This is a genomic window from Stenotrophomonas sp. YJH_SMC_48-3, assembly GCF_059369375.1.
This window is the reverse complement of sequence record NZ_JCAFSQ010000004.1, coordinates 164,744-188,741: the sequence shown is the minus strand read 5'-3', so window position 1 is coordinate 188,741 and position 23,998 is coordinate 164,744. Positions and strand designations below refer to the sequence as shown.

General features: G+C 62.2%; 23 protein-coding genes and 1 pseudogene. 7 read left to right on the top strand and 17 right to left on the bottom strand.

Features of this window, described 5'->3' with window-relative positions:
* Positions 1-347: 347 nt before the first annotated feature.
* From AC5P65_RS08095 to AC5P65_RS08015, 17 genes and pseudogenes are all read right to left on the bottom strand, one after another.
* Entirely contained in the window at positions 348-851 is a 504-nt protein-coding gene (locus tag AC5P65_RS08095) for a DUF4189 domain-containing protein (protein WP_080112528.1), read from the bottom strand.
* A 332-nt stretch (positions 852-1,183) separates the two neighbouring features.
* The gene (locus AC5P65_RS08090; protein ID WP_111098207.1) at positions 1,184-1,717 is read right to left on the bottom strand and encodes a DUF4189 domain-containing protein; all 534 of its coding nucleotides are present in this window, start codon (positions 1,715-1,717) and stop codon (positions 1,184-1,186) included.
* A gap of 56 nt (positions 1,718-1,773) precedes the next feature.
* Entirely contained in the window at positions 1,774-2,295 is a 522-nt protein-coding gene (locus AC5P65_RS08085; protein ID WP_423178402.1) for a conjugal transfer protein TrbL, read from the bottom strand.
* Between the two features lie 248 nt (positions 2,296-2,543).
* On the bottom strand, positions 2,544-2,927 hold the full coding sequence (locus AC5P65_RS08080; RefSeq protein WP_160314159.1) for a DUF4189 domain-containing protein: 384 nt from the start codon (positions 2,925-2,927) through the stop codon (positions 2,544-2,546).
* A 193-nt stretch (positions 2,928-3,120) separates the two neighbouring features.
* A complete protein-coding gene (locus AC5P65_RS08075; protein WP_057494665.1) occupies positions 3,121-4,272 on the bottom strand; it encodes a TrbL/VirB6 family protein in 1,152 nt (383 codons plus the stop codon).
* A gap of 79 nt (positions 4,273-4,351) precedes the next feature.
* Complete coding sequence (locus AC5P65_RS08070; RefSeq protein ID WP_019660287.1) at positions 4,352-5,149, bottom strand: hypothetical protein; 798 nt, start codon at positions 5,147-5,149, stop codon at positions 4,352-4,354.
* Positions 5,150-5,208: 59 nt separating this feature from the next.
* Positions 5,209-7,647 (bottom strand): VirB4 family type IV secretion/conjugal transfer ATPase, encoded by a 2,439-nt coding sequence (locus AC5P65_RS08065; protein WP_021202795.1) that lies wholly within the window; start codon positions 7,645-7,647, stop codon positions 5,209-5,211.
* An 81-nt stretch (positions 7,648-7,728) separates the two neighbouring features.
* On the bottom strand, positions 7,729-8,037 hold the full coding sequence (locus tag AC5P65_RS08060) for a VirB3 family type IV secretion system protein (RefSeq protein WP_019660289.1): 309 nt from the start codon (positions 8,035-8,037) through the stop codon (positions 7,729-7,731).
* The gene (locus AC5P65_RS08055) at positions 8,030-8,440 is read right to left on the bottom strand and encodes a TrbC/VirB2 family protein (RefSeq protein WP_111098164.1); all 411 of its coding nucleotides are present in this window, start codon (positions 8,438-8,440) and stop codon (positions 8,030-8,032) included. The genes AC5P65_RS08060 and AC5P65_RS08055 overlap by 8 nt, the downstream gene beginning before the upstream one ends.
* Positions 8,441-9,020: 580 nt before the next feature.
* Positions 9,021-9,497: pseudogene (locus AC5P65_RS08050) on the bottom strand (lytic transglycosylase domain-containing protein); the annotation flags it as partial.
* Between the two features lie 3 nt (positions 9,498-9,500).
* Positions 9,501-10,544, bottom strand: coding sequence for a P-type DNA transfer ATPase VirB11 (virB11, locus tag AC5P65_RS08045; protein WP_021202793.1), 1,044 nt, complete (start codon positions 10,542-10,544; stop codon positions 9,501-9,503).
* A gap of 14 nt (positions 10,545-10,558) precedes the next feature.
* On the bottom strand, positions 10,559-11,830 hold the full coding sequence (locus AC5P65_RS08040) for a TrbI/VirB10 family protein (protein ID WP_019660293.1): 1,272 nt from the start codon (positions 11,828-11,830) through the stop codon (positions 10,559-10,561).
* Positions 11,827-12,606: a TrbG/VirB9 family P-type conjugative transfer protein gene (locus tag AC5P65_RS08035; protein WP_032954280.1), complete on the bottom strand. Its 780-nt coding sequence runs from the start codon at positions 12,604-12,606 to the stop codon at positions 11,827-11,829. The genes AC5P65_RS08040 and AC5P65_RS08035 overlap by 4 nt, the downstream gene beginning before the upstream one ends.
* A complete protein-coding gene (locus tag AC5P65_RS08030; RefSeq protein ID WP_019660295.1) occupies positions 12,603-13,658 on the bottom strand; it encodes a VirB8 family type IV secretion system protein in 1,056 nt (351 codons plus the stop codon). The genes AC5P65_RS08035 and AC5P65_RS08030 overlap by 4 nt, the downstream gene beginning before the upstream one ends.
* 89 nt (positions 13,659-13,747) lie before the next feature.
* Positions 13,748-14,194 (bottom strand): hypothetical protein, encoded by a 447-nt coding sequence (locus tag AC5P65_RS08025; RefSeq protein WP_495215514.1) that lies wholly within the window; start codon positions 14,192-14,194, stop codon positions 13,748-13,750.
* 424 nt (positions 14,195-14,618) lie between these two features.
* Positions 14,619-16,298, bottom strand: a complete 1,680-nt coding sequence (locus AC5P65_RS08020; protein ID WP_019660297.1) for a type IV secretory system conjugative DNA transfer family protein — start codon at positions 16,296-16,298, stop codon at positions 14,619-14,621.
* A 36-nt stretch (positions 16,299-16,334) separates the two neighbouring features.
* A complete protein-coding gene (locus AC5P65_RS08015) occupies positions 16,335-16,592 on the bottom strand; it encodes a hypothetical protein (RefSeq protein ID WP_019660298.1) in 258 nt (85 codons plus the stop codon).
* Positions 16,593-16,721: 129 nt separating this feature from the next.
* Here AC5P65_RS08015 and AC5P65_RS08010 point away from each other — a divergent pair, with 129 nt between their 5' ends.
* From AC5P65_RS08010 to AC5P65_RS07980, 7 genes are all read left to right on the top strand, one after another.
* Positions 16,722-17,018 carry a hypothetical protein gene (locus AC5P65_RS08010; protein ID WP_227852276.1) on the top strand — a complete coding sequence of 99 codons (297 nt, stop codon included), beginning with the start codon at positions 16,722-16,724 and terminating at the stop codon, positions 17,016-17,018.
* A gap of 248 nt (positions 17,019-17,266) precedes the next feature.
* Positions 17,267-18,478: an MFS transporter gene (locus AC5P65_RS08005; protein ID WP_019660299.1), complete on the top strand. Its 1,212-nt coding sequence runs from the start codon at positions 17,267-17,269 to the stop codon at positions 18,476-18,478.
* Positions 18,479-18,675: 197 nt separating this feature from the next.
* A complete protein-coding gene (locus AC5P65_RS08000) occupies positions 18,676-18,945 on the top strand; it encodes a hypothetical protein (RefSeq protein ID WP_019660300.1) in 270 nt (89 codons plus the stop codon).
* Positions 18,946-19,198: 253 nt separating this feature from the next.
* On the top strand, positions 19,199-19,447 hold the full coding sequence (locus AC5P65_RS07995; protein ID WP_019660301.1) for a hypothetical protein: 249 nt from the start codon (positions 19,199-19,201) through the stop codon (positions 19,445-19,447).
* Between the two features lie 10 nt (positions 19,448-19,457).
* Positions 19,458-19,640, top strand: a complete 183-nt coding sequence (locus tag AC5P65_RS07990; RefSeq protein ID WP_058981376.1) for a hypothetical protein — start codon at positions 19,458-19,460, stop codon at positions 19,638-19,640.
* A 217-nt stretch (positions 19,641-19,857) separates the two neighbouring features.
* On the top strand, positions 19,858-21,561 hold the full coding sequence (locus AC5P65_RS07985; protein ID WP_031269820.1) for an ATP-binding protein: 1,704 nt from the start codon (positions 19,858-19,860) through the stop codon (positions 21,559-21,561).
* 236 nt (positions 21,562-21,797) lie between these two features.
* A complete protein-coding gene (locus AC5P65_RS07980; RefSeq protein ID WP_111098166.1) occupies positions 21,798-23,939 on the top strand; it encodes a TonB-dependent siderophore receptor in 2,142 nt (713 codons plus the stop codon).
* Positions 23,940-23,998 lie beyond the last annotated feature (59 nt).

The window sequence follows — 23,998 nt, the reverse complement described above, 5'->3', positions numbered from 1 at the left end:
CGCGCCTCCTGCCTGTATTCGACTGCACTGCTACCCATCTGCAAATATGCCATGAAGCTGCCCAAGGCGCCCTAGACGAACATGGCCGCCATTGGCGACAGTCAGATAGTGTTCGCTAGGATCGAGCCCATGTCGCGCTACTGCTGCCCGGACCTACTCAGATGTGAGCGCAGCACCCGCCACGTCAATTGCTGGGGCCAAATTTGTCGCTGCTGAACGCCTGATCATACCGAGAATCTCCCAACATCAAGAGTAGAGTTCTTCTTAGTTGATGGGCGCAAAAAAAACAGCCCGCTCAACGGCGGGCCATTCTATCGCCGCATCACGAGAAAAATGCGGGCAATTACTCAAAACTTCTCAAACTCCGGCTCGGTGCAATTGGACATGACAACTTCACATGTCTCTTTGGACGCAGCACGACATTGCGCCAAGGATAGGCCTTCCGCCTCCTCCTTTGTGGCTGCAGCAGAGTAGAAAGTCCCCCCGGTTCCCGCATTCGAGACAGCCGCCGTCGCGCATTGATTCTTATAGGTGAACTTCACTCGGCAATCCCGACCGCCTGCATCAGAGCAGGATCTCACCGCCGCGCTTCCCGCATCCGCCTTCTTCCTCCACCCACTTGCCGCTCCTGCGATTCCGGAAGGCGCGGCGGCAAATGCTCCCCAAGTCTTGATCCACCGTCCCGTTGGACGCGGGCTTTCCGCTCCTGATCCACCAGCAGGAATCGGCGCACATCCGCCGGCACCCCGCCCGCCAATCGGATACTGGCCTGGAGGACACCTTCCTTCCGCCCAAGCCAGGTCGGACGTAAGTGCTAGAACTACCGCTAGACTCGCCGCGAACCTATACATGACCTTCGAACCCCTGATGACGTTCGAAATCCCCCAACATCCGAAGGAAAGCTTTTCACCTGTCATCCAGAGCCAAATCCCGAAGAATCCACTATCAGCTAGCCATTCGCAGCCGGTACAGTCACCCGTGCTCCGCCAATCCGCAGAACGCAGGAAACTACGAAAGAGTGGCCACGATTGACAATGCGCAAGAATCTAAATCAACGCATCAACATCAAGCCAACTCTCTGAATTTCCGGCCCATTTACGCAAGCCCTGGATGCACCTTCAAGCTCCAGGCGACTCCGACGCAACCAATCAATCGACTTAAGAGAATCGACGAACTTGCATCGCTAGAACTTACGGAAAACAGGTTCAGAACAGTCTGCGTAAAAGACCCTGCACTTCTTTCCACTGGGATCTACGCAACCTTCACCCGCCAAGGAGATCGCTTGCCTTTTCTTTGGAGCCTTACCAACTGCGGATTTAGCCCCCGAGCCACCTGAAGAAGGAATCAACCACGCGACGCACTGATTTGAGTAAGAGACAGTAACCTTGCAGTCCGTGGCTCCTCCACCACCACAGCGCCTCACAGCCTCGGCAGCGGCGGCTTCTGCGGAATTCATTCCGGAGGCCATTCCTACCTCAGAAGTAGCTTCGGACGCAGCGATTGCTCCCCACGTACTTAACCATTCCCCCGTCGGCGTTGGAGGAAGTAGCGGCAGCTGATCCGAGCCACCGCTGTCGCCACCAGGAATCGGAGCACAGCCTCTGGCCCCTTGCCCTCCTATCGGGTAGAACCCTGGCGGACAACTACCGCCTTCGGCAAGTGCGGACACAGGAGCCAGCAGCACCCCAAAGAAAAGGAGCAAAGAAAGCAGCTTCATCGTTTTCACCTCTTGCATCCAGTACCCTACCCATTCAGCAACTGCCGTGACATAGCTCACCGAACTGCGGCGTTACCAAGCGACCCCGGCGTATGTACCGAGTTGCTAGTACCCGGCGCGATTTTCGGGATCGTAAGGCTCTGGCTACTCACGGATTCCTCTGAATTGGTTGGAGCTGCCGGCTTGTAACTACCCGGCGGCTGTCCGCTCGGTCCCGGCGCCTGTGCCACCGGGCTGCCACCTATCTGCGAATATGCCATGAAGCTGCCCAAGGTGCCCTGGAAGAACATGGCCGCCATTGGGGGCGCAGTCAGAATCAAGGTCGTCAGAATCAGGCCCATGCCGCCCTGCTGCATCGCCTGACTGGTCATACCGTCGCTGGAAGCCCCGTCAAGCAGGAACCTGTTCACCAGCGCCGTCGCCCAGAACGAGGAAGACACGCGGATCACCATATCCAATGCAATGGACACCATTGCCGACAGCACCGCCATCGAGAACATGGTCCCGATTCCGCAGAAGAACCATCGCTGGAACAACTGTTTGTCCTGATCGAACAATAGATAGAGTACTAACTTCACCCCATGCCAATGAAATCAGCATTGCAGCTATAAGCCAGCAGGCAAATGAATTTCAGACCGAAGCTTGCTCTCCAAGAGCTCTCGACACTCTCACGCAGACTAAACCTGTGAACAGCGACACCCAGCCTTAGTGCAAAGTAGACCTCTCAAGCGAAAAATAGAAGCGGCCCACTTCTCAGCAGGCCACCCCCTAAAACAACAAACAAAATGTCATTACTCACAACATCAACCCAACGCCAGGATTAACATCAGCGGAAGGGCTTAAACTCAGACATGCTGCAGGCAGAGTAGATAACAGTACAACTGCGACCCTTACCCTCGGACTCACAACGGCGCACTGATTCCACCTTCGCATCTTCTTCATTAGGTGATCGATACGCCACAGTTTTCACGTCGACGAGGGGTACTGAACCAATCACCGGGCCAGCTAGCGCGGCGCATTGATTGTGATACTCAAGAATAACTTTACACTTCTGCCCCCCCATGCGCTGACATTCAGAAAGCGCGAGGGACCTAGCTTCTCTCTTTGTTTTTTTAACCTCCGCCACACCAATCGCCAAATTCTGGCCGACTTGATGGTCTGTGTCTTGCGCCAAAGCACCCCACCGGGTTTCCCATTTACCGGTCGGCATGGGGCCACTGCTCTCACCACCAGCTTGACCACCGGGAATTGGCGCACAACCTCCTACACCCTGACCTCCCACGGGGTACTGCCCTGGGGGGCAACGTCCTTCTGCCAACGCCACATTAGAAATAACGAGCAGCAAAAGCACGACAATGCACTTCATACGCACACCTTTATCATTCGACACTGTCAATCCACGCTCAGGCGCCAGCCTGCCCATACTTTCCAGTATCTTGCTTGACCTCACCTGAGCGCCCGATACCGTAACCAGAAGTCGCGCCATGGCCGGAACTGACCGATGGAGCACTGGAATGATCCTTTGTCTGGGCCGGCGCATAGTAGCTACCCGGCGGCTGCCCACTCGGTCCCGGTGCCTGAGCCACAGGGCTACCACCTATCTGCGAATATGCCATGAAGCTACCCAAGGTACCCTGGAAGAACATGGCCGCCATTGGGGGCGCAGTCAGAATCAAGGTCGTCAGAATCAGGCCCATGCCGCCCTGCTGCATCGCCTGACTGGTCATACCGTCGCTGGAAGCTCCGTCAAGCAGGAACCTGTTCACCAGCGCCGTCGCCCAGAACGAGGAAGACACACGGATCACCATATCCAATGCAATGGACACCATTGCCGACAGCACCGCCATCGAGAACATGGTCCCGATTCCGTAGAAAAGCCATCGCTGGAACAATTGTTTGGTCTGATCGAACAACAGACAGAGGATGAACAGTGGGCCGAAACCGATGAACAACGCCATCGCGACCTCATAGAGCAACAGCATCGAGCCAGCAGTCACCGCCGGGCCGCCCGTACCCAAGCCGATGAACCACATGGCTCGTGTCTTGTCTTCCTGCAGCCCCGGGTCATTCAGGATCTTGATTCCATCCACACTGGACAGCGCAACCTGCATCCAGGCCAAGCTCTTGTCGATCTGCTCCTCGGGCTTCTGATCCTTCCCGGTAACGACATGGGTGATGAGACCCTTCACGTCCTCGGTCAGGAATTCATGAAGATCCCGGCCAAACATGCCCATGCTTGTCGCTACAGCCACGATAAGTGCGGCGCGCGCCATGTTGGTCACCAAGATCATCATCGAATCGCGGCTGCGTCCGGTGACGATACGATAGCCCTGAATGAGGACCCACAAGGTCATGAGGGTCAGCGCCATTCCGCCCACCCACGCCATCATGTTGTCCATGACGTCGAAGCCGAACTTGCCGATTCGCTCCCGCAGATAGTCCAGGATGAGCTTGAAGAAAACGAAGTCGCCGACCGACTGGACGCGCGCCACGTGCCCCATCAAATCCTGGAATCCGCCCGAAAAATCAAAGTTGGCAATCGACCTGATCGTCATACCCACATTCCCTTGGTGATACCGCTATCGCTTGAGGCGCCCCGTAGGGACTCGAACCTCAGGTGCTTCATTCCACGCATCAGTCGATGGACAACGCCGTCTTCAGCGCTGCTGTCTTGACCAGGTCACTGATGACGGTCTTGGTTGGATCGCCCTTGAGCGCAGACTGGGCGACGACCTTCTGATTGGCCTCCATCACATCGATGTAGGCGTCGTATGCCTTGATCCGGGCTTCAAAGTTCTTGATCGTTGCGTTCATTTCGTTCGCAGTACGCATCGAGTCGTTCGCCACTGCGTTCATGTCACCGAGCCGATTGCTACCAAAACGCAACTGCGCGATGTCATCCATGCTCTTCAGGAACGCAGGCCCGGTCGTCTGCATGAAGTAAACCGCATCGTTGTATTTGCGATTCTGCATCATGCGGATGTTCACGCAGATCTGCGTCTGCTGGCTCTTCCAGTCGCCCTTTGAATTGAAAATGATGTTGGGCAGCATGTCCTTCAAATCTGCGCCGGTGCCACAGGTTTCAGCGACCAGGTACTTGGGCGAAACGGGCGTCAGCTGTGCAGCGGAAGGAAGACCGAAGTTGTTGACGATACCCTGCACCTGAACCAGCATCTCGCCATACTCCTTGATGGTCTGGTTCCAGTCCTGAAGCCACTGTGTATTTTCTCTGACGAACTGGGTCTTCTCCTGCACCTTGGACTGCAGGGTATTGAACTGGTTCCAGATGTGCTGCATCAGCGCTGGACCGGTTTCCTGCACCGGACCAAATGCCCCAGCGTTGGTGGCAGACAGCGCCAAGGCAACACCCAGCACCTTGGCCACCGGCTTGAGTACCTTGCGGGCGCTGGCCCGACGCTTGACGATGTTCATGGCAAAACTCCTGTTGTTCAGATTGACATCCACTTGCCTGTCTCCTGCTTGCGCTGCCATCAAGCAGCGTCGGAACGGGGTTCCTTCCCCGAACCCTTCCGGTTCTTGTAGAAATCTTCCAACCACTGTTCCGGCGTGAGCTCGTCCACGGTGATCCGATTGCGGACTGCAGCGGTCTGCAACACCCGATGCATGATGTCGATGTTGTCGGTCGAGGCCGAGATCACCGACAGGATGTCGTCCATCCCACGCAGGTTGAGCTGGCAGACGCTGGACGCATGGCCCTGCTTGACCAGGAAGCAGCGCGAGCGCTCGTCCAAGGCGGTGACCACCCTGAACTCGGCCTCGGTCAGCTTCAGGCCATCCATGTAGTCGCTCTTGCTGGCATTCGGGTTCGGCAGCAGGATCAGCGTGGCGGTCTGTTCAATCAGGGCGGCAGAGATATCACTCTTCAGCGCGTCCTCCGGGCTCTGCGTCGCGAAGATGCCCAGACCGTTCTGCTTACGGATGGTCTTCTGCTTGTTCTTGGCGAATTCCTTCAGGCCACCCTCGCCGTCCAGGATCTTCCAGAATTCGTCCATCACGTAGATCAGCGGACGACCATCGATCAGCGACTCCAGGCGGTGCAGCAGGTAATTGATGACCGGCACGCGTACTTCGGGGTTGTCAATGATGTCGGTGTAGTCGAAGCCGATGATGTTGGCCTTGCTCAGATCAACGGTGTCGACCGGATTGTCGAACACCCAGCCCAGCGAATTGCCCGAGGTCCAGCGGCGCATGCGCGCGTAGAGCCCATCGTCGCCCATGTTGGGCAGGCTCTTCTGGAAGTTGGTCATGCTGCGCAGGTGCATCGGCGTATCGAGCATGCTTTCCACTGCGCGGTAGATGTCCTCTTCCTCGCGGGCGCTGTACTCACGCTTGCCGGCCAGCACCTTGATCAGGTCGGCCAGGAACTGCACGTTGGCTTCATTGTTCTCGCACTGGAACGGGTTGAAGCCGGTCGGCGCGCCGTTCTCCAGGGCCAGATAGTTGCCACCGCAGGCACGGACGAAGATCTCCGCACCCCGATCCTTGTCGAAGAAGAAGATGGTCGGCGACGGCTCGTACTTCTGCACCTGGCTGAGCAGGAAGTTGATCAGCGCGGTCTTACCGGTACCGGACTTGCCGATCACCATGGTGTTGGCGATCGCCTTCTCGCCCAGCGAGTTCTCCGACGGATGGGTCGCGTGGAAATTGAAATAGTACGGCTGGCCGTTGGTAGTCTGCAGCGTGGTGACGCAGTCGCCCCACGGGTTATTGTGCTGCTTGCCGGTCGCGAAGTTGTGCAGCGGCGACAGGCCCAGGAAGTTCAGCGAGCTGACATTGGCCAGGCGGGTGCGATAGCGCCAGTTGGCCGGCAGCTGCGAATAGAAGGACGAGGTGACCGCCAGGTCTTCCTTGGTCGACACGAAACCCGCATTGGACAGCTCGGCGCGCGTCGTGGCCACGTTCTGCGACAGTTTGGCCTGGCTGTCGCCGTAGACCGTCATGATGAAGTGGTACTCGCCCAGCACGAAATTACCCGACGACAGCTGGTCCATCGCCTGGTCCAGCTCGACGATCTGGCTGACTGCCTTGTCACCGGAGGAGATCATCATGCCCTTGGTGCGGTCGAGCACCTTGAGCGCGTCCTGGCGCCCCATCGGGCTGAACGAATGGGTGATGACGTACTCGTAGTCCAGGTACTTCAGGCCGTTGAGGATGCCCGGGTAAGTCCCCTCGGCATACTCCTTGATGTTCAGGATGGCGCCGAAGTGGTTGGCACCATTGGGGGTATTGATGACGAAGTCACCGGTCTTGGACGAGAACATGTGCCGGCTGACCGGCAGGTAGTCCTTGATGGGTGCCGACAGCACCGGGACCGGCTCGTCAATGCGATTGATCAGGTAGCCGAACAGCTCCAGCGTTTCAGAGAACACCACGCCGTTCTTTGCCTCGTACATTCCCAGGCGGTACGGCGCATAGTCGCGGATGACGGCCTCGACGTTGCCGGCCAGCTCCATCAACTTTTCTACTGCCTGCTCCTGCTCGGCGCGCAGCTTGTCCACGTTCGCCGACTTCTCGACGAAGCGCTTACCCGCCACCACGGGGCGGTAGATCATGGTCAGGTACAGCTCGTTCTGCATGATGCGCTGTGAGGACAACATGCCCATGTATTGATCGGACACATCCTGGTTGAAGCGCTGCTTGTAGTTGCTCTTGCCCTTCAGGGTGCGGCGACGACGGATGTCATGCACCCAGAACGCCACGTTCACGAAATCGGGTGCCCGCAGCGTCTGCAGCAGGCGGTTGAACGTGTTGTGGCGATGCTCAAGCTCCCACTCCTCACGGCCGACGAACGGCAGCCCTTCCAGATGCCAGGTCAGCAGGTAATCGCCGCCCGTGGTCTTGACCACGTTCGGGGCGACGTGCGACGACAATGGAATGAACTCACTGATGGAGGTGTCAGGGCTGAACATACGACTGCTTCCAAAGAGGTAGTGCCAAGGAGTTACAAAAGACCCGACGGGCGCGGACGCCCGCCAGGCCGGATCCGGACCTCAATCCATTCGGGCCGGCTTGTCGCGGTAATGGTTGGGGTTGAACACCCACATGCCATCGTGTTCCTGCACGTTGCGGACTTTCAGCTTGAACATCAGGCGCAGGCCCAACAGGCGGAAGATCATTTCGTCACGCTTGGCCATCTGCCGCATGATGAAGACCGCCACCGGAATGGTGAGCAGGAACCAGAAGTTCGTGTACATGCTGAGCAGCAGCAACCCGCCTGCCACCATGAAGAATGGCAGGTAGGGCACGCCCAGGAACATTGCTGGGCGCGTGCAGCCGCGGAACACGACGTTCTTATGCACTGTAGTACTGGATCGCGTTGTTGATCAGGTAGTAGGTGCTGCTGCCGCCACCGCACTTGCCGTCGCTGCCGTCACCCAGCAGCATGCGCGCGATCTGGCCCGCAGCGCCGATCAGCACGCCGCCGATCAGGATCGGTGCAACGTCGGCGATGCGCTTGTGCGCGAAGGCGATCTGATAACCGGCGAAGATCACCGCGATGGTGACCACGGCGATCGAGGCGATGTTCAGCAGGCCGTTGATGTTGTTGAAGAAGCCGCACACCTTCTTGTCGGTGCCGCCGAAGTCGACGGCACCGTTGGCGAAGACCTGCGGGGCGAACATGGCGCCGACGAAAACCGTGGCCATCAGCAGGGTCTTCAGCGTGCGCTGGGCCTGGACGAGGTCGAGATTGGATCGCTTCATGGATTGATTTCCTTGTTGATGGACTAACACAACTGAATCGGCCAGCCGGGGGACTGGCCGCACCACGACTTCGTCAGAACACGAAGGCCGCATCCCCTGCGGGAATCTGCTGCACCGGTGCGGTCTGCACCGGCGCGTTGTACGAATTGTCGGCACCCGCCACAGGCTGGTTCCGCTCGCTCCAGGGCCGCAGCATCACGGGCCCCTCATTGGTGGCACCGGCAGCGCCCGGCAACTGCTGCGGCATGGCCATCGCCTGCGCAGCACGCTGTTTAGGCAGCTGCTGCGGCATGCCACCGGCCTGTTGCTGGGGATAGGTGGCCTCTTGGTTGGGCTGCGCCTGGGGCTGCATCATCCTGTCCACTGAACCCAGCACCACCTTGGACAGCGCCTGGTCGGCGAGATTCAGCAGACTGCCCCGCGCCATCGCACCGGTGGACGGGTACACGACATAGGCGCGTGCGGGATCTTCCGACGGCACGTACACCGGGCCATTGGACTGTGCAACGATGCGCGCCTGCGCCGGCGAAGCGAGCTGCGGATGATGCTCGACCTTCACTGCACGGCGCTCACCGCGACTGACCACGTCGATCGGTGCGACACCATTGCTGGCGACCTGCTGGCCGCGGCGGATCGAGTCGTAGATCTTCTGCACGTAGCCGTGACGGAAGCCGGTCTCGAAATTGCCCGAGTAGTAACAGCTGAACGACTTGCCCCAGTCACCACCGGAGCGCTTGTAGCACTCGGCGAGAATGCGCGAACCGGCCTGCAGGTTCGGGCACTGCTGGAAGGCCTTCTCGTAGGAATCCAGCCCGTATTTGCCCAGGTTGTAGCGATTGACCTGGGCCAACCCGATCGAGAAGTTGTAGCCCTTCTCTTCCAGCATGCGCACCGTCGCCAGCGCTTCATCCAACGCCTTGGGCTGACGCACCAGTGCACCGCCGACCACGCCGATGGCATACGGGTTGCGCGACGACTCCACGTTGATGACGTGTTGCATCACGTCCATCGAGACGGCCATTTCCGGGCACGCCATCATTTCCAGTCCTGGCAGCATTGGTCAGCCCTCCTGCCCCTGGGCACGCCCAGGATTGAAGTCGATGCCGGTGATGTAGCGCGAGCCGGCATGCGCCTTGATATGCACGACGATGTCGATGGTCATCATCAACAACCGCTTGATCACGTTGAACTCCAGGCCCGAACCTTCGGCTGAAGCCTTCACCATCAGCGCCAGCTGGTCCCAGGTCTGCTCCGGGCTGCCGGCATGGCAGCTGGTGATCGAGCCCGGGTGGCCGGACGCGCAGTTGCGGATGAAGTAGAACGCTTCGTCACCGCGCAGCTCGGCCAGGATGATGCGTTCGGGCTTCATGCGCAGGCAGGCTTCCATGCAGCTCTTGGCCGTCACATTGCTGGTGCTCTGCCCGCCCTTGGAATACAACAGGTGCACCACGTTGGGCTGGGTCAGGAACAGCTCGCGTGCGTCCTCGATGGTGACCAGGCGCTCGTTGTCCGGGATATGGTTGACCAGCGCCTTCATGAAGGTGGTCTTGCCGCTGCCGGTCGCGCCGGATACCACGATGTTCTTGCGGTACATCACCGCACGCCGGAAGAACTCGGCGTACTCTCGCGAATGACGCAGCTCCAGCAGCTCGCGATCCTGCTCGCTGATGCTGCCATCGCTTTCCAGAATCTGGTTGAAGAAGCCGTCTTCGTGATACTGCGTGAGCGACTTGGTGTGCTTGGAAGGCAAACGGATGGTGATCGACACCTTCCCCGCGTCACAGGCCGGCGGAATCACGAACTGCGCACGCTGGCCGGTGGGGAACGTGAGCGACACCACCGGATCGGCATCGGTGATGCGCTGGCCGGTGTTGCTCTCGTTCACCACTGCCGTGCAGAACTGCCGGGCCCGCTCGAACGTCAGGCTCGGCACGTCCACCCGCTGCCACCCCGCCCGGGTTTCCAGGTACAGCTCGCCGGGACGGTTGATGCAGATTTCCGTCACTTCCGGAGAAGTCATGTACTCGGCGATGCCCAGCACTTCGTACTGATAGCGCAGGAAATCGCTGGAGACGAGGGCGAGGGGGGACACTTCGGCGTCCATGATCGTTCGTTGGGTTACCGGCGGGGGTTCAGCACGTTGGTGAAGTCAACGTCCTTTGCAACGTAGACGTTCACGATCGTGCCCTGGTTGATGGTGACGGTCGGCGGACGACGCTGGCTCAGCGATTCATTGGCCAAGCGCTCCATGGTGCGTGCGGTGGCGCTCTCATAGGGCGACTGGATGGTCATGCCGTTATTCGCCACGGTAGTGGTTTCCGGGCCATGCTCTGCAGCGGCGTACTTGAACGCATCCGCCAGCAGACTGATCATCAGCGCCGAGGCGATACGGCTGCCCCAGTGCGCGCTGTACTGGCCCGGATGCCCGGCGCCGCCCAGCTGATCCACGCCCGGACTGGACATGGCCACGTCGATACCATTCGGCGTAGTGATGCGATCCCAGATCACTTCCACCCGCTTGCCGGTGGGACCGCCGCCATAGGCGCCATAGATCTTGGAGCCCTTCGGCAGCAGAAGATTGCGGCCGTTGATCGAGTACACCGGTTCGGTCAGCAGGCACGAAGTGTAGCCCGCGATATCGGTGATGATGCGGGTTTCCAGCACGCAACGCAGGTAGGTACCCCGCACCAGCAGCGCATCGGGACTGCGGATGTAGCTGGCATTGGACACGTCATCAACATCGGGGCCGCGACGAACCCGGGCCGGCGCTGCATTCTGCTGTCCACCCATCATCTGGGCCTGGAGGCGAAGGGTACGGGTCAGCTCGTCTTCCTGGCCCCCCTGCCCATCACCGCCCGCGCTGTCGCCAGCACCAACGAAGCCGTTCCCCGACGCTCCCATCCGGCGCTCGGCGAGCGTCGGACCCCGCGGGGCTTCGCGCTCGCTCATGCTGAAGGCCGGTTCTGCGCGAGTAGGCCCGGACGGCGGCGGCGGCAGCATCGGAATCGGGTCAACGGGCTGCATCGCCTGGGACGGAACCGGATCCGTCTGCACAGCGTCCGGCAGCGTCGGCGTGGACACACGCGCGACTTCCGGCACCTTCTGTGCAGCGTCCTTGTCATCCTGGCCCTTGCGGAACAGCAGGAAGCCCATGGCCACCAACAGCAACACGATGCCACCGAGGAACAGCAGCGCCTTCCGGTTCAGCCGCTGCTCTTCGGCCGAGCGCAGCTGCGGCGCGGCCGCGTCCAGATCCGGCGCCGGCTCGGCCTGGGCCGTGCCGAAGTAGGGATTTGACGGCGCGTCCGCGGCACCCTGTGCGCCGTACGGGCTCTGGCTCTCGTCGCGTCCATTGTTCGGGTCGTTTCCGGGAGTGTTCTGCTGGCTCATTTCTTCACGTTCCTTCGCAGGCCGACGACGAAGTCGCCGTGGCGGATGACCAGGTACGGGTAGGTCCCGTGCACGATCAGCGTATTGCCTTCAACCGTGGTGTTGACCACGAAGTCTTCACCGTATTCCGTTTCGCGACCAAACACGGCCGGGAAGATGCCGGTCTTGTACTCCGGCGAGTTCGGCAGTTTCAGATAGGTGAAACGGCCATCGTCATAGGCGTTGACCGGGATCAGCCACCCCATCTTCTTCGCCTTGCTGGTCGAATAGGAGTAGTTGAAGTTGTACTGGCGGTCCTTGGCCAGTTCCGAGCTCAACAGCGGTTTGGCCTCTTCCTCCACCGCTTCCTGGGCGACACCGAACACGGTGTCGTTGGGATAGACGAAGGCGATCTTGTACTGCACGCCTGCACGACGGGCCTGCTCCAGCTGGCGCCAGTCGGTGGCCACCACCTTCAGTTCGAAGATGTAGGAATGGGTCTCGGTGCGCACCATCATGTTGGTATCGACGTCGACGTTCTTCGGCTTGAGGTAGAACACGTTCTCGCGACGGGTCAGTTCCCAGCCGCTGCTGAAGCCGGTGCTGTAGTCGAGGATCTTCTCGTTCGGGCTCAACTCGATCTGGGTGGTCAGGCCCAGGCCGGTGCGAACCGGATAGATGCGGTCCTTCTCGTACTCGTAGTGGTCAACCGCCTGCGCCATCGCCGCTGCTGAGAACAGCAACGACAACATCGACAGCAGCGCCAGCGCGCTTCCCCTGATATTTCGACTACTCATCGGTTGCTTGCTCCATCAGCAGTTCCGGTGGAATTGTTCTGCGCCGGCCTCATGGCCGGCTGTCCGGGCATGGCCTGCCCCGGCATTGCTTGCCCCTGCACCGGCTGACCCGGCATCGGTTGGCCCTGTACAGGCTGTCCCGGCATTGCCTGGCCCGGTACCTGGCCGTTGGCTGGCACCGCGACCGGCTGGCCGGTGGCCGGGTCGATCATGGTGGCTGCGGCCGGATTGTTGGGATCGTAGACACCCTGTGCCTGCTGCGCCGCCTGTGCGGCCTGCTGCGCCTGCGCCTGCATGGCACCGTCATCCGGCACCGGCACGCCACGCGAATAGTCGTTGTCGACGCGGTACTCGGTGACCTGGAACGCCAGCGGATTGAGGATGCGATCCTGTTCGGACAACGCCAGGTTCTGGTTGTACTCGAAGCGCATCGTCACCAGCTGGTTGTCCAGGTAGGTAGAGACGCCGGTGCGCTTGTCCAGCAGGCTGCGCTGGATGCGCACCGAAGCGCCGCGGAAGCTGCCGTTCGGCTCGGCACCCAATGGCGTGATGCTGAGGATCTTGACCCGGATGGCGCGCTCGCGACCGTACATCACGAACGGGTTCTGCGGATTGTTGCCGGCATAGCGGACACGCATGGACTGCGCCACCGGATCGGTGGACATCACGAACACCAGTTCCCAGTCACGCAGGCCCATCACCGCCGAGTCATACGATTCGCGCGCGAGCACGTACTGGGCGACGTTGCTGCGATTGATCGCTTCGTTGGTGGTGATCGTCTCGCCCTGGAAGGTGCCACTCAACCGCGCGACGGTCGCCGTACCCGTGTAGGCATCGGCCATCACCAGGAACGGCACCTTCTCCTTCAGCGGCAGCATGTAGTAGTAGCCGCCCGCCAGTGCGAGCGACATCAGCAATGAGCCTGTGGCGACCCACCATGCACGCCGCTCGCTGCGGCGTGCCATGTCGGCCACGGTGATCTCGTAGCTGACCGCCTTGGCGACCGACTGCTCGACCTTGGGGCTATTGCCGGGATCCTTCTTGCGGAACATGGATTCTTCCGTACTGCTGAAACATCAATGGGCGTGGCACCCCTGCGACAGGCGCGGGGAGCGGCACGTTCGATGATTTCTAGGTGGACTCAGGTGCCGCTGTTGGAATCAGCGCCCTGCGCCGACGCGGTCGGCGTCGAGCCAGCGCTCTGCACAACGATCTGGTTGCCAACGATGGAGACCGAGATACCCTGCGCCGAATAGGCCGATGTCAGATCGATCACGGCCTGCTGCGCGTTGGTCGTATCGATCTTCGAGACCGCGCCATACAGGGTGAAATCCGAGCTGAGGCGGTAGTCCAGCCTGCGCCCGGAATCCTTGGCCCAGCGCTCGAGCATGGCTTTGAGCGTGCCATCCATCGGCGAGGCCTGGTAGACGTAGCTGGAGTACAGCGGAATTTCGGTCGTTGTCGCAGCAAAGCGGTTGACCGGCTTCCAGCGGCCTCCGAAATCGGGAGCGGACTTGGTGGCGCAACCGGCCACCATCAACGCCGCCACTGCGGCGATGGACATTTTCGCGATAAACGCCTGATTCATACGGGCTTCACTTTGACGTACGAAAAAGCAGTCCCGAGCATTGGTCCCCTGGTCGTCCGGCGCTGCATCGCGCACGCCGGAATCAGAGGGATGCGCTGCGTGCGGCACACCCACTCCGGCTCCCCTGCAGCCAACGGCTGCCAACCAAGTTGCGGGGCCGCCGGACATAGCCGACAACCCACCCGCATACCTCACCAACGTCGAAACCATCCTTGTTTCCATGGCACAAACTCCTGGCCACCCTACTGCCACATCTTTGACATCCAGCACACATTTCTGGACGACAGACATAGGGTCGCACAACCACGCGTCAATTCCATGTCAGACAAGTCTGAAAATCTATGAACAGATGCCGAATTCTTGACTTACCTCACGTTTTCACTTCAGTGAATATGAATCCAAGTCACAAATTTAGCGTCGTGAATTAGACGTTAAGCATCGGAACATCGACCTTCGGCAGCAGTCTGGACGTGAAATAGCGATCCTTGTAATAGCGGATCTTGTCGCATTTCACCGGATGCGGTATGCCTTCGTAGAGGAACACTTCCTTGTCGGGCCCCATCGCCTTCAGCTCCTGCGGCAGCATCAGTGCACGCCGCTCTTCGGTGAAGTTGTGGGTCTTCTCTCTGGCATGCGTGACGTTCTTCTTGCGCACCGTGGTGTAGCCCAGCATGTCCGAATAGTCGTTGGCATCCTGCTGCTCACGCGGCGCGTACAGGATCTGCAGGGCATGGTTGGTGATGATCGTGCGCGAGACTTCGCGGCCGTATGTGGCATCGAGCTGGGCCATGCTCTGGATGATCGGCAGCAGGCGGATGTTGTAGCCAGCCATGTAGGACACCGCCGAGGCGATGATCTCGACTTTGCCGATCGAGGTGAATTCGTCCATCAGCAGCAGGCACTGGTACTTCAGGTCCGGGTTGGACCTGGGCAGTTCCTTGGTATTGAGGTTGATCAGCTGGCTGAAGAACAGGTTGATGATCAGCCGGCTCTCGGCCAGCTTGTTCGGCTGGATGCCGATGTAGATGGTCATCTTCTTCTTGCGGACGTCGGTCAGCAGGAAATCGTTGCTGCTGGTGGCCTTGTCCAGCACCGGGTTGATCCAGGGGTTCAGCGGCTCCTTGAAGGTGCCCAGGATCGAGGCGAAGGTCTCGTCCGCCTGCGACAGCATGTTGGCGAAGGCCGAACGTGCGTTGGCACTGAGGAACGGCCGCTCCGACAGGGTCTTGAGGTACTTCTTCAGGTCGGTCCCGTCGCCGGAGGACAACCGGTACACTGCGCCGAGCGTGGGCGTGCCGGCGCCCCCCGGGAAACCGCTGCTGCGCTCGTCGTCCCAGTTCTCGAACAGGTACAGGGTGAAGGCCATGAACGCGTTGCGCGCCTGGCTGACCCAGAACTTCTGGTCCTCGGCCCCATCCGGATACAGCATCGCAGCGATGCTCATCAGGTCCGAGACGCGAAACGCCGGATCGTCGGAGACGTAGCTGAGCGGATTCCAGCGATGCGTGCGCCGGTCCTCGGCGAAAGGATTGAATAGGTAGATTTCCTGACCCTGGCTGGCGCGCCAGCCGCTGGTCAGGTCGAAGTTTTCCTGCTTGATGTCCAGCACCACCAGCGATTCGCCGTACTCCAGCAGGTTCGGGATGACCACGCCCACGCCTTTGCCCGAGCGGGTGGGCGCGGCCAGGATGACGAACTGCTGGCCATCCAGGCGCACCAGCTTGCCACCATGGCTGCCGACCACGATGCTCTGGCCGGTCTTCTTGAACATGCCATGCCTGGCCAGGTCGGCGCCGGTGGCAAAGCGTGCATCGCCGTGCAGCGAGCGCTTGTCCTTCTTCAGCAGCAGCACCAGGCCGGTCACCACCAATACCAGCAACGGCAGGCCGAAGCCCACGTAGCCGGCCCATCGGATCTTGCCAACGAAGGGCGCGACCTGTGGCTGGTCCAGCGCGTTGAAGTACTGGTAGTAGGTGTTCCAGGTGAACAGCTTGGTATCCAGGCCCAGGAACAGCAGCGTCAGGTAGCCGGAAAACACGAAACCAAGCAGCAGGGTCGCCAGCGTGATGATGGCGATGAGCAGATACTTCTTACTGGGCAACACCCGAATCCTCCATGATGCGCACGAGGGCGCGACGGCCTAGCGGCGGCGCCAGCGCGACGCCTTTTTCCGCAGGTGATTTTCGTTCTCCAGCCCGGGCTCTTCGCCCTCTTCACGCACCCGTTGCAACAGCAACTGGCGCGCTTCGGCCAGCGATACCAGGTCGGTCAGACGATCCCCATCGTCGGCGACGACCGCATGGCCGACCACATCGCCCGGAGCGTACACCGGCTCGTGGGACACCGCTACCAGCTGGTAGCGGCCACGGGTTTCCAGCACATGCCTGAATTCCTGCATCGAACTCCTCCTCCTCGGGGCGACGCCGCGCCCCTGCCCAGCCATCATGCCCATCGCAGTGTCATCGCCGCATCGACAACCGCTCCTGCTTTTGCGCGAAACTGCGCGCCGATATCCAAGGAGACCGATATGGACTGGGTAGCACTTGCCCGCACCCTCGCCACCGAGGTGCACGCCGGCCAGATGGACAAGGCCGGCCAGCCTTACATCGGCCATGTGGCACGGGTGGCGGCTGCGGTGCGCGGCGACGATGACGCCGAAGTGGTGGCGTGGCTGCATGATGTGGCCGAGGACTGCCCAGCGTTTGCCGCACGCATCGAGGCATTCCCCGCCCCGCTGCGCGAGGCGGTGCACCTGCTCAAGCGCGCCGCGGCCCCCGACGCGGACAGCTACTACGCGCGCATTGCCGCCCACCGCTGGCACTGAAGGTGAAGCGGGCCGATCTGGATGACAGCGCCGATCCGCAGCGCCTGGCGATGCTCGACGCGGCGACGGCCGGGCGCCTGCGCTGCAAGTGCGCGCACGCCCGGGCAGCGCTGGGCATCTGACCAGGCCGCACGGACAGCGGGGGGCGGCGTGTCACTGATCGAACGCTGATTTAGCTGAGCGCTGCTGCCCTTGTTGCGGTGCAGCAGTACAATGGGGGGCTCCCCCGCCCTGTCGCGCCCCCCCGCATGAGCCCCACCTCTTCCCTGGCTGCGCGGCTGACGCCCCGTCAGCGCACCCTGATCATCCTCGCCCTGTCTCTGGGTGGCTTCGCCATCGGGACCAGCGAGTTCGCCAGCATGGGCCTGATGCTGGAGATCAGTCGCGGCTTGTCGATCTCCGAAACGCAGGTCGGTCACCTGATCAGCGCCTATGCCATCGGCGTTGTCGTCGGCGCGCCGATCCTCGCCTTCGTGGGTGCCAGCTTCCCGCGCCGCAAGCTCTTGTTGGCGCTGATGGGCTTCTACGCGGTGGGCAACCTCGCCAGCGCGCTGGCACCCAATTACGGCACCATGCTGGCGGCACGCTTCGTCGCCGGCCTCCCGCATGGCGCCTACTTCGGCGTTGCGATGCTGGTCGCTGCGGCGATCAGCCCTGCCGGCCAGCGCGGCCAGGCGATGTCGCGGGTGCTGCTGGGCCTGTCGATCGCAATCCTGGTCGGCAACCCGCTGACCACCTGGCTGGGCCAGCAGCTGAGCTGGCGCACCGCCTTTGCCCTGGTCAGCGTGCTGGCCATCGCCACCGTGGCGATGATCGCCCGCTTCCTGCTGCCGGATCCGGACGAGGTGCGCACCTCGCCGATGCGCGAACTGCGCGCCTTCAACACGTCCCAGGTGTGGCTGGCGTTGGCGATCGGCGCAGTCGGCTTCGCTGGCATGTTCTGCGTGTTCACTTACCTGGCTCCGACCCTGGTGCAGGTCACCGGCGTGGCCGAATCGTGGATGCCGCTGGCGGTGGGCGTGTTCGGCATCGGCGCGATCATCGGCAACATCGCCGGTGGCTGGCTGGTGGACAGGTTCCACTTCAAGGCCGCCGCCGTGGTCCTGCTGTGGTCGATCCTGATGCTGCTGCTGTATCCGCTGGCCGCGCAGTCCGTGTGGACGATCGGCCCGATGATCATCACCGTCGGCACCATGGGCGCGCTGGCGGCAGTGCTGCAGACCCGCCTGATGGACGTGGCCGGTGAAGCACAGACGCTGGCGGCCGCCTCCAACCACGCCGCGTTCAATACCGCCAATGCGCTCGGCCCCTGGCTGGGCGGCATGGCGATCAGCGCCGGCTTCAGCCCGGCCAGCACCGGCTATGTCGGTGCGGCCACTGCCATTGGCGGCCTGCTGCTGTGGTGCGTGGCGGTGTCACTGGACAGGAAGCGTAAGGCCGCCGTCGCCGGCAGCCACTGAAGAACCGGCATTCACAGGCAAGTGGATGCCAGCGCCTTGACCAGCACGGCGCTTCGTACCGGCAGCACCTGCAATCTGCCGAGGGGTGTTCCACCAAGGATGCTCGACCACGCGCTTCGAGTGCAATGAACACATTTCGTGGATGTGCCTTTGGGCAAAGTGCAGCCGACGCCCCCTCGGCCTGCACCGGACCCGCAATGCGCCACCACCGCGTTCCTGCCCACCACGATGCCATTGCCTTGCAGGCCGGCATGCTGGGCAGTGTGCTGGGCGTGGCGCTGTTCAAGGCCATCGCGTTATCTGCATTGGCGGCCGGATCGGTGATGGCCATCGGGCTGTGGCTGGTGGCCTGCGCGCTGCTGGCTGCATGGGCGCTGGCCGCCTATCTGGCGTGCCTGGCGCTGAGCCGGCGTGTGTTCGTGCTGATGCTGGTGCTGTGCACGGTACTGATGATCTGCATCGCCTGATCCGGCAGGGCGGGACTTCTTCTGTCGCCTTCATTGTCCTGCGGGACCCGCTGCAACAAGGGCGTGGAGTGTGATCAAGCGAGCGCGACGGCTGTGAAAAGCCGTGGGACCTGATTGGAAAGGATCCCTGAAAAGGAACCGCTCCCCATTGCCGCGCCTGTCTTGACCGTGTCCATGCATCTGGCTGACTGCGCCATCACGGCCAACGCGCGACGATGCGATCTCCCAACCTCCCTGCCCTGTCGAGATCCAGATGCCGGACACTGCCCATCCTGTCATTCGCGCATTCGAGGCCGTGTTCGATCTGTCCGGCGGCGTGCAGCGCATCACTGCGCTCACTGTTACCTGCCGGCATTGCTCCTCGACCAGTTCGGCCAGCGAAGACAATCTGGTTCACCTTCCGGGTGGAGCACTGTTCCGCTGCGACGAGTGCGGCTGCCACCAACCGGTCAGCCACGCCAGGCTGTCGGATTGGCAACCGACCTCGTTGCTGGGCATCTGAGGGCCGGCTCATGGGCATGACGGCGCAACAGCGGGAGATCCTGGAGGCAATCGCCGCTGCGCAACCGGTGCGCGGCGACGCGGCGACGTGGGCAGTCAACGCGGGTTTGGCGGTACAGGCGGAAGACGGGGATATCGATCTCACCGACGCCGGCCGCGACGCCCTCGCCGCGCGGACCGCACGTGAGGACTAGACGCGGCGATCAAGCCGCCTTCGCGACCTTCCGCCAGGGGCAGAGTCCGCGGGCGTAGTGAGCAGCGCGCGGCGGTCCCGATCGCGGCAACCTGCAGGACAGAGGTGCAACGCTGCCCCGTCAACCGAAGTGGTGATGCCCTTCATGCCGGTGATGTGCAGGGCGCCATGACATCCACTCGGCTATGCTGCGCCACCTTCCTGCGCCAATGGCGGCCATGCATCCTTTTCCCCTGCCCGTCTCGGCGCCTGAGCAGCTCGCCTACCGACTGCTGCAGGACAGCGACTGGGCCCGCTCGGCCAATGCTGCCAGCGCCCCCGCCGAGCTTCGCACGTTGCTGGCAATGATCCTGGATTCGCCCGAACCCCTGTGGCTCGCCTGGGGCAAGGAAGACAAGGCCTTCTTCTTCAATGATGCCTACCTGCCGATGCTGGGGGAAAAGCTGCACGGCGCGATGGGCAATCGCCTGGAGGATGTCTGGGCCGACGTATGGCCGGACGTGGTGCAGGCGGTCAACGATGCCTTTGCCGGCACCAGCCGCAGCTTCAAGAACCTGCCCCTGATGATGGACCGCGACGGCACGCTGCGCGAAACGTTCTGGACGTTCTCCTATTCGCCGCTGCGCGTCGGCTGTGGCAGTGTGGCGGGCATCCTGTGCGTGGTGAGCGAGCAGACCGAACGGGTGATCGAGCGCGACCTGCACAGCCGCCAGGTCGCGGCGATCACCGAGCAGGCGCGGGAGGCCCACCTGGAACTGGTCCGCGCCCGCGAGCAGCTGCGGCAATCGCAGAAGCTGGAAGCGATCGGCCAGCTCACCGGCGGGGTGGCCCACGACTTCAACAACCTGCTGCAGGTCATCACCGGTTCGGTGGACATGCTCCTGCACACGTGGCCGGCAGACGACTCCCGGCGCCGGTACATCCAGGCCATTGCAACAGCGTCGGACCGCGCCACCAAGCTGACCGCGCAGCTGCTGGCCTTCTCGCGTCGCCAGAGCCTATCGCCGGAGGTCTTCGATCTCTGCGAAAGCGTGCACGCGCTCTCGGACATCATCACCACGGTTCTGGGCGCGCGCATCCAGGTGTCGTTGACGTTGCCCGGTACGCCGCTGCCGGTGCTGCTGGACCGCACCCAGCTGGACACCGCATTGATCAACATCGCGGTCAATGCCCGCGATGCGATCGACGGGCACGGCAGGGTGACCATCGAAGTGGAGCAGGTCACTGCGGTGCCTTCGGTGCGCTTCGCCGCCCCGATGAAGGGCGACTTTGCTGCCATCAGTGTCACCGATACCGGCGCAGGCATCGACCCTGCAGTGGTCGACCGCATCTTCGAGCCCTTCTTCACCACCAAGAGCGTCGGTGCCGGGACCGGGCTCGGTCTCAGCCAGGTGTTCGGTTTCGTCAAGCAGTCAGAAGGCGAAGTGGACGTGCAGAGCCAGGCCGGCGCCGGGACCCGCTTCACGCTGTACCTGCCGTTGGCGCAGGCACGAAAAACGACGGAACGGCCGGCGGCGCAACCGGGCCTGCAGCATGGTCATGGCGTCTGCGTGCTGGTGGTGGAAGACAACGTCGACGTGGCCGAATTTGCGGTCGGCGCCCTGCGCGAGCTCGAGTACAGCGTGGTCCTTGCGCGTAATGCGGACGAGGCCCTGGCCGAGCTGGAACGGGATGCCTCGCGCTTCCACGTGGTGTTCAGCGACGTCGTGATGCCGGGCATGAACGGCCTGGATCTGGCCCGCACCATCCGCGACCGCCTGCCAGAGCTCCCCGTCATCCTCACCAGCGGCTACAGCGAGTTGCTTGCCCGGGATCCGGGCCACGGCTTTACCCTGCTGCGCAAGCCTTACTCGTTGAAGCAGCTGGCCTCGGTAATGACCGAGGCCGCGCGCCGCGCGCAGGCCGTGGTGGCATCGCCCTAGCGGGCGCGTTGCTGAAGCAAACCGAATCCGCGTTCCAGTGAGGAGTCCAGCGCGGACGCTTTGCCGCCGACCTCGCACCGCTGATGGCACGTGCGGGGCCGCACCGGTGTGCGGGTGGCTTTGCCGGGCACACCGTACACCCACCCGAGCCTGCGTCCACAGCGCACCAGGGGGGATGGGCCACGAACCTTTGCAAATGCTAATCTTTCTCATTTGCAGCCCATCCTGACTCCCTCATGCCCCTTCCCGCCCTTCTGAAGAACGCGCTCTGCGCGGCGCTGTCCCTTTCCCTGGCGACGCCTGCATTGGCCTCCCAAGCCCCAGCCGACGCCCCGAAGGATCTGGACAAGGTCGAAGTCCGCGGCCGCGCGCAGACGCTATACCGCGCCAACGATGCCGCTGTCGGCACTCGCACTGACACGCCTCTGGAACTGGTCCCTCAGTCGATCCAGGTCGTGCCGCGCGAGCTGATCGACGACCAGGCCGCGCGTCAGGTCACCGACCTGTATCGCAGCATCAGCGGCATCAGCTTCTTCAGCTATGCCGGCGTTACCTTGCGCGGTTTCCGCCAGGAAAACGTGCTCTACGACGGTCTGCGCGGTGATCCCTATGCAGGCTTCTCGGTACCGCAGCTGTTCAACATCGAACGCGTGGAAGTGCTGAAGGGTCCGGCCGGTGCGCTGTACGGCGGTGGTGACGCGGGCGGTGTCATCAACTATGTGACGCGCAAGCCCAAGGCGCGCGCCGAACACCGCATCGAGCTGCAGGCAGGCGACAAGGACTTCCGCGCCGGGTCGATCGAAGGCACCGGCCCCTTGAATGCCAGCGGCAGCATTCGCTATCGCGCCGGCCTCTATGCCGACAGCGAGCAGGGCGTACGCTGGAATGCCGACAGCGAAAGCGTGATCGGCGACGCCTCGCTGGCCTTCGACGTTGGCCAGACCGGCGAGCTGGTGCTGCAGTTCACCGACATCACCCAGAACCTGGGCGGCAACCGGCTCCGGGGCGTCCCAGTGAACGATGCCGGCACCTTCCTGACCGACCGGCGATGGAACCACAACGAGGCCAGTGATTTCCTCGACATGCGCGCCAGGGTGGCGCTGGCGCAGTATCGCTTCGCACCGCTCGATACGCTGGACGTGGATATTGCTGCGCGCTGGTTCAGCAACAACGAGCACCAGATGTACCACGAACCGATGGGGCTGATCGACCGTGACCGCGATGGCGTGGCCGAGTGGATGACGCGCCAGCTGCGCAACCAGATCCGCGACAACGAGGCGTTCACCGCCAGCGGCAATGCCGTATGGCGGATCAACACCGGCCGTATCGAACACAAGGTGCTGTTCGGCGCCGACGTCTACCAGCTCGACGCCGACTTCACCGCGCAGACCGCCAACAGTGCCGACCTGGCACGCGGCGCCGGTCCGGTGCGCGGCATCGATCTGTTCAACCCGGTCTATGGCGCCAGCACCTGGCACGACTACAACCTGGTCGCCCTGCCCTGGCGCAGCACCGCCACCCGCAACAAGCGTTACGGTGGCTATCTGCAGGATGAGCTGGCACTGGGCACGCGTTGGCATGTGCTGGCCGGACTGCGTTGGGATGGTTTCCAGGACGACGATCGCATCACTGGCGGCAGCGTGGATGGCAACGACCTCAGCTGGCGGCTGGGCAGTACCTTTACCGTCCGGGACGGCGTGAACCTGTATGCCAACATCGCCAGCGGGTTCGTGCCGCAGAGTGCCGCCAACCAGAATCCGGCAGCCGGTGGGCCCTTCGACGCTGAGCGCAGCAGGCAATGGGAAATCGGCCTGAAATCCCTGCTGGCCGACCGTGTGACCCTGAACATGGCGGCCTACCGCATCGACCGCAGCAAGATCGTGCAGGCCACCGGCGAAGTGCGGGACGGCGTGAACCAGCTGGCCGCGCTGGGCCTGGTACGCAGCACGGGCATGGAACTGGACCTGCTGGCCGACGTGACCGAGCGCTGGGTGGTGAACCTGACCTACGCCTACAACGACGCACGGGTGAAGGATGCCGGCCCGAACGGCATCACCAATGCCTCCGGAGACCGCTTCGCGAATGCGCCACGCAACAAGCTCGGCCTGTGGACGCGCTACGACCTGCCGTCGATCAATTCGGCCATTGGCTTCGGCGCCGACCATGTGGGCCAGCGTGTCAGCCTGGATGGGCAGACGGTCAAGGCTTACACGGCGTTCGACATGAGCTGGAAGACCACGTGGAAGCAGTGGCAGTTCCAGGCCAACGTCAAGAACCTGTTCGACAAGGTGTACGCGGCCAGCGGCTTCATCGAGCGCAACGGGCATTTCCCGGGCGAGCCGCGACGGGTGTATGTGCAGGCGGCCTACCGCTTCTGAGCCATTGATCCGGTCCCCCTTTTGGGAATTCAGGCGAGCCGCGGGCGGGCCGCGCATGC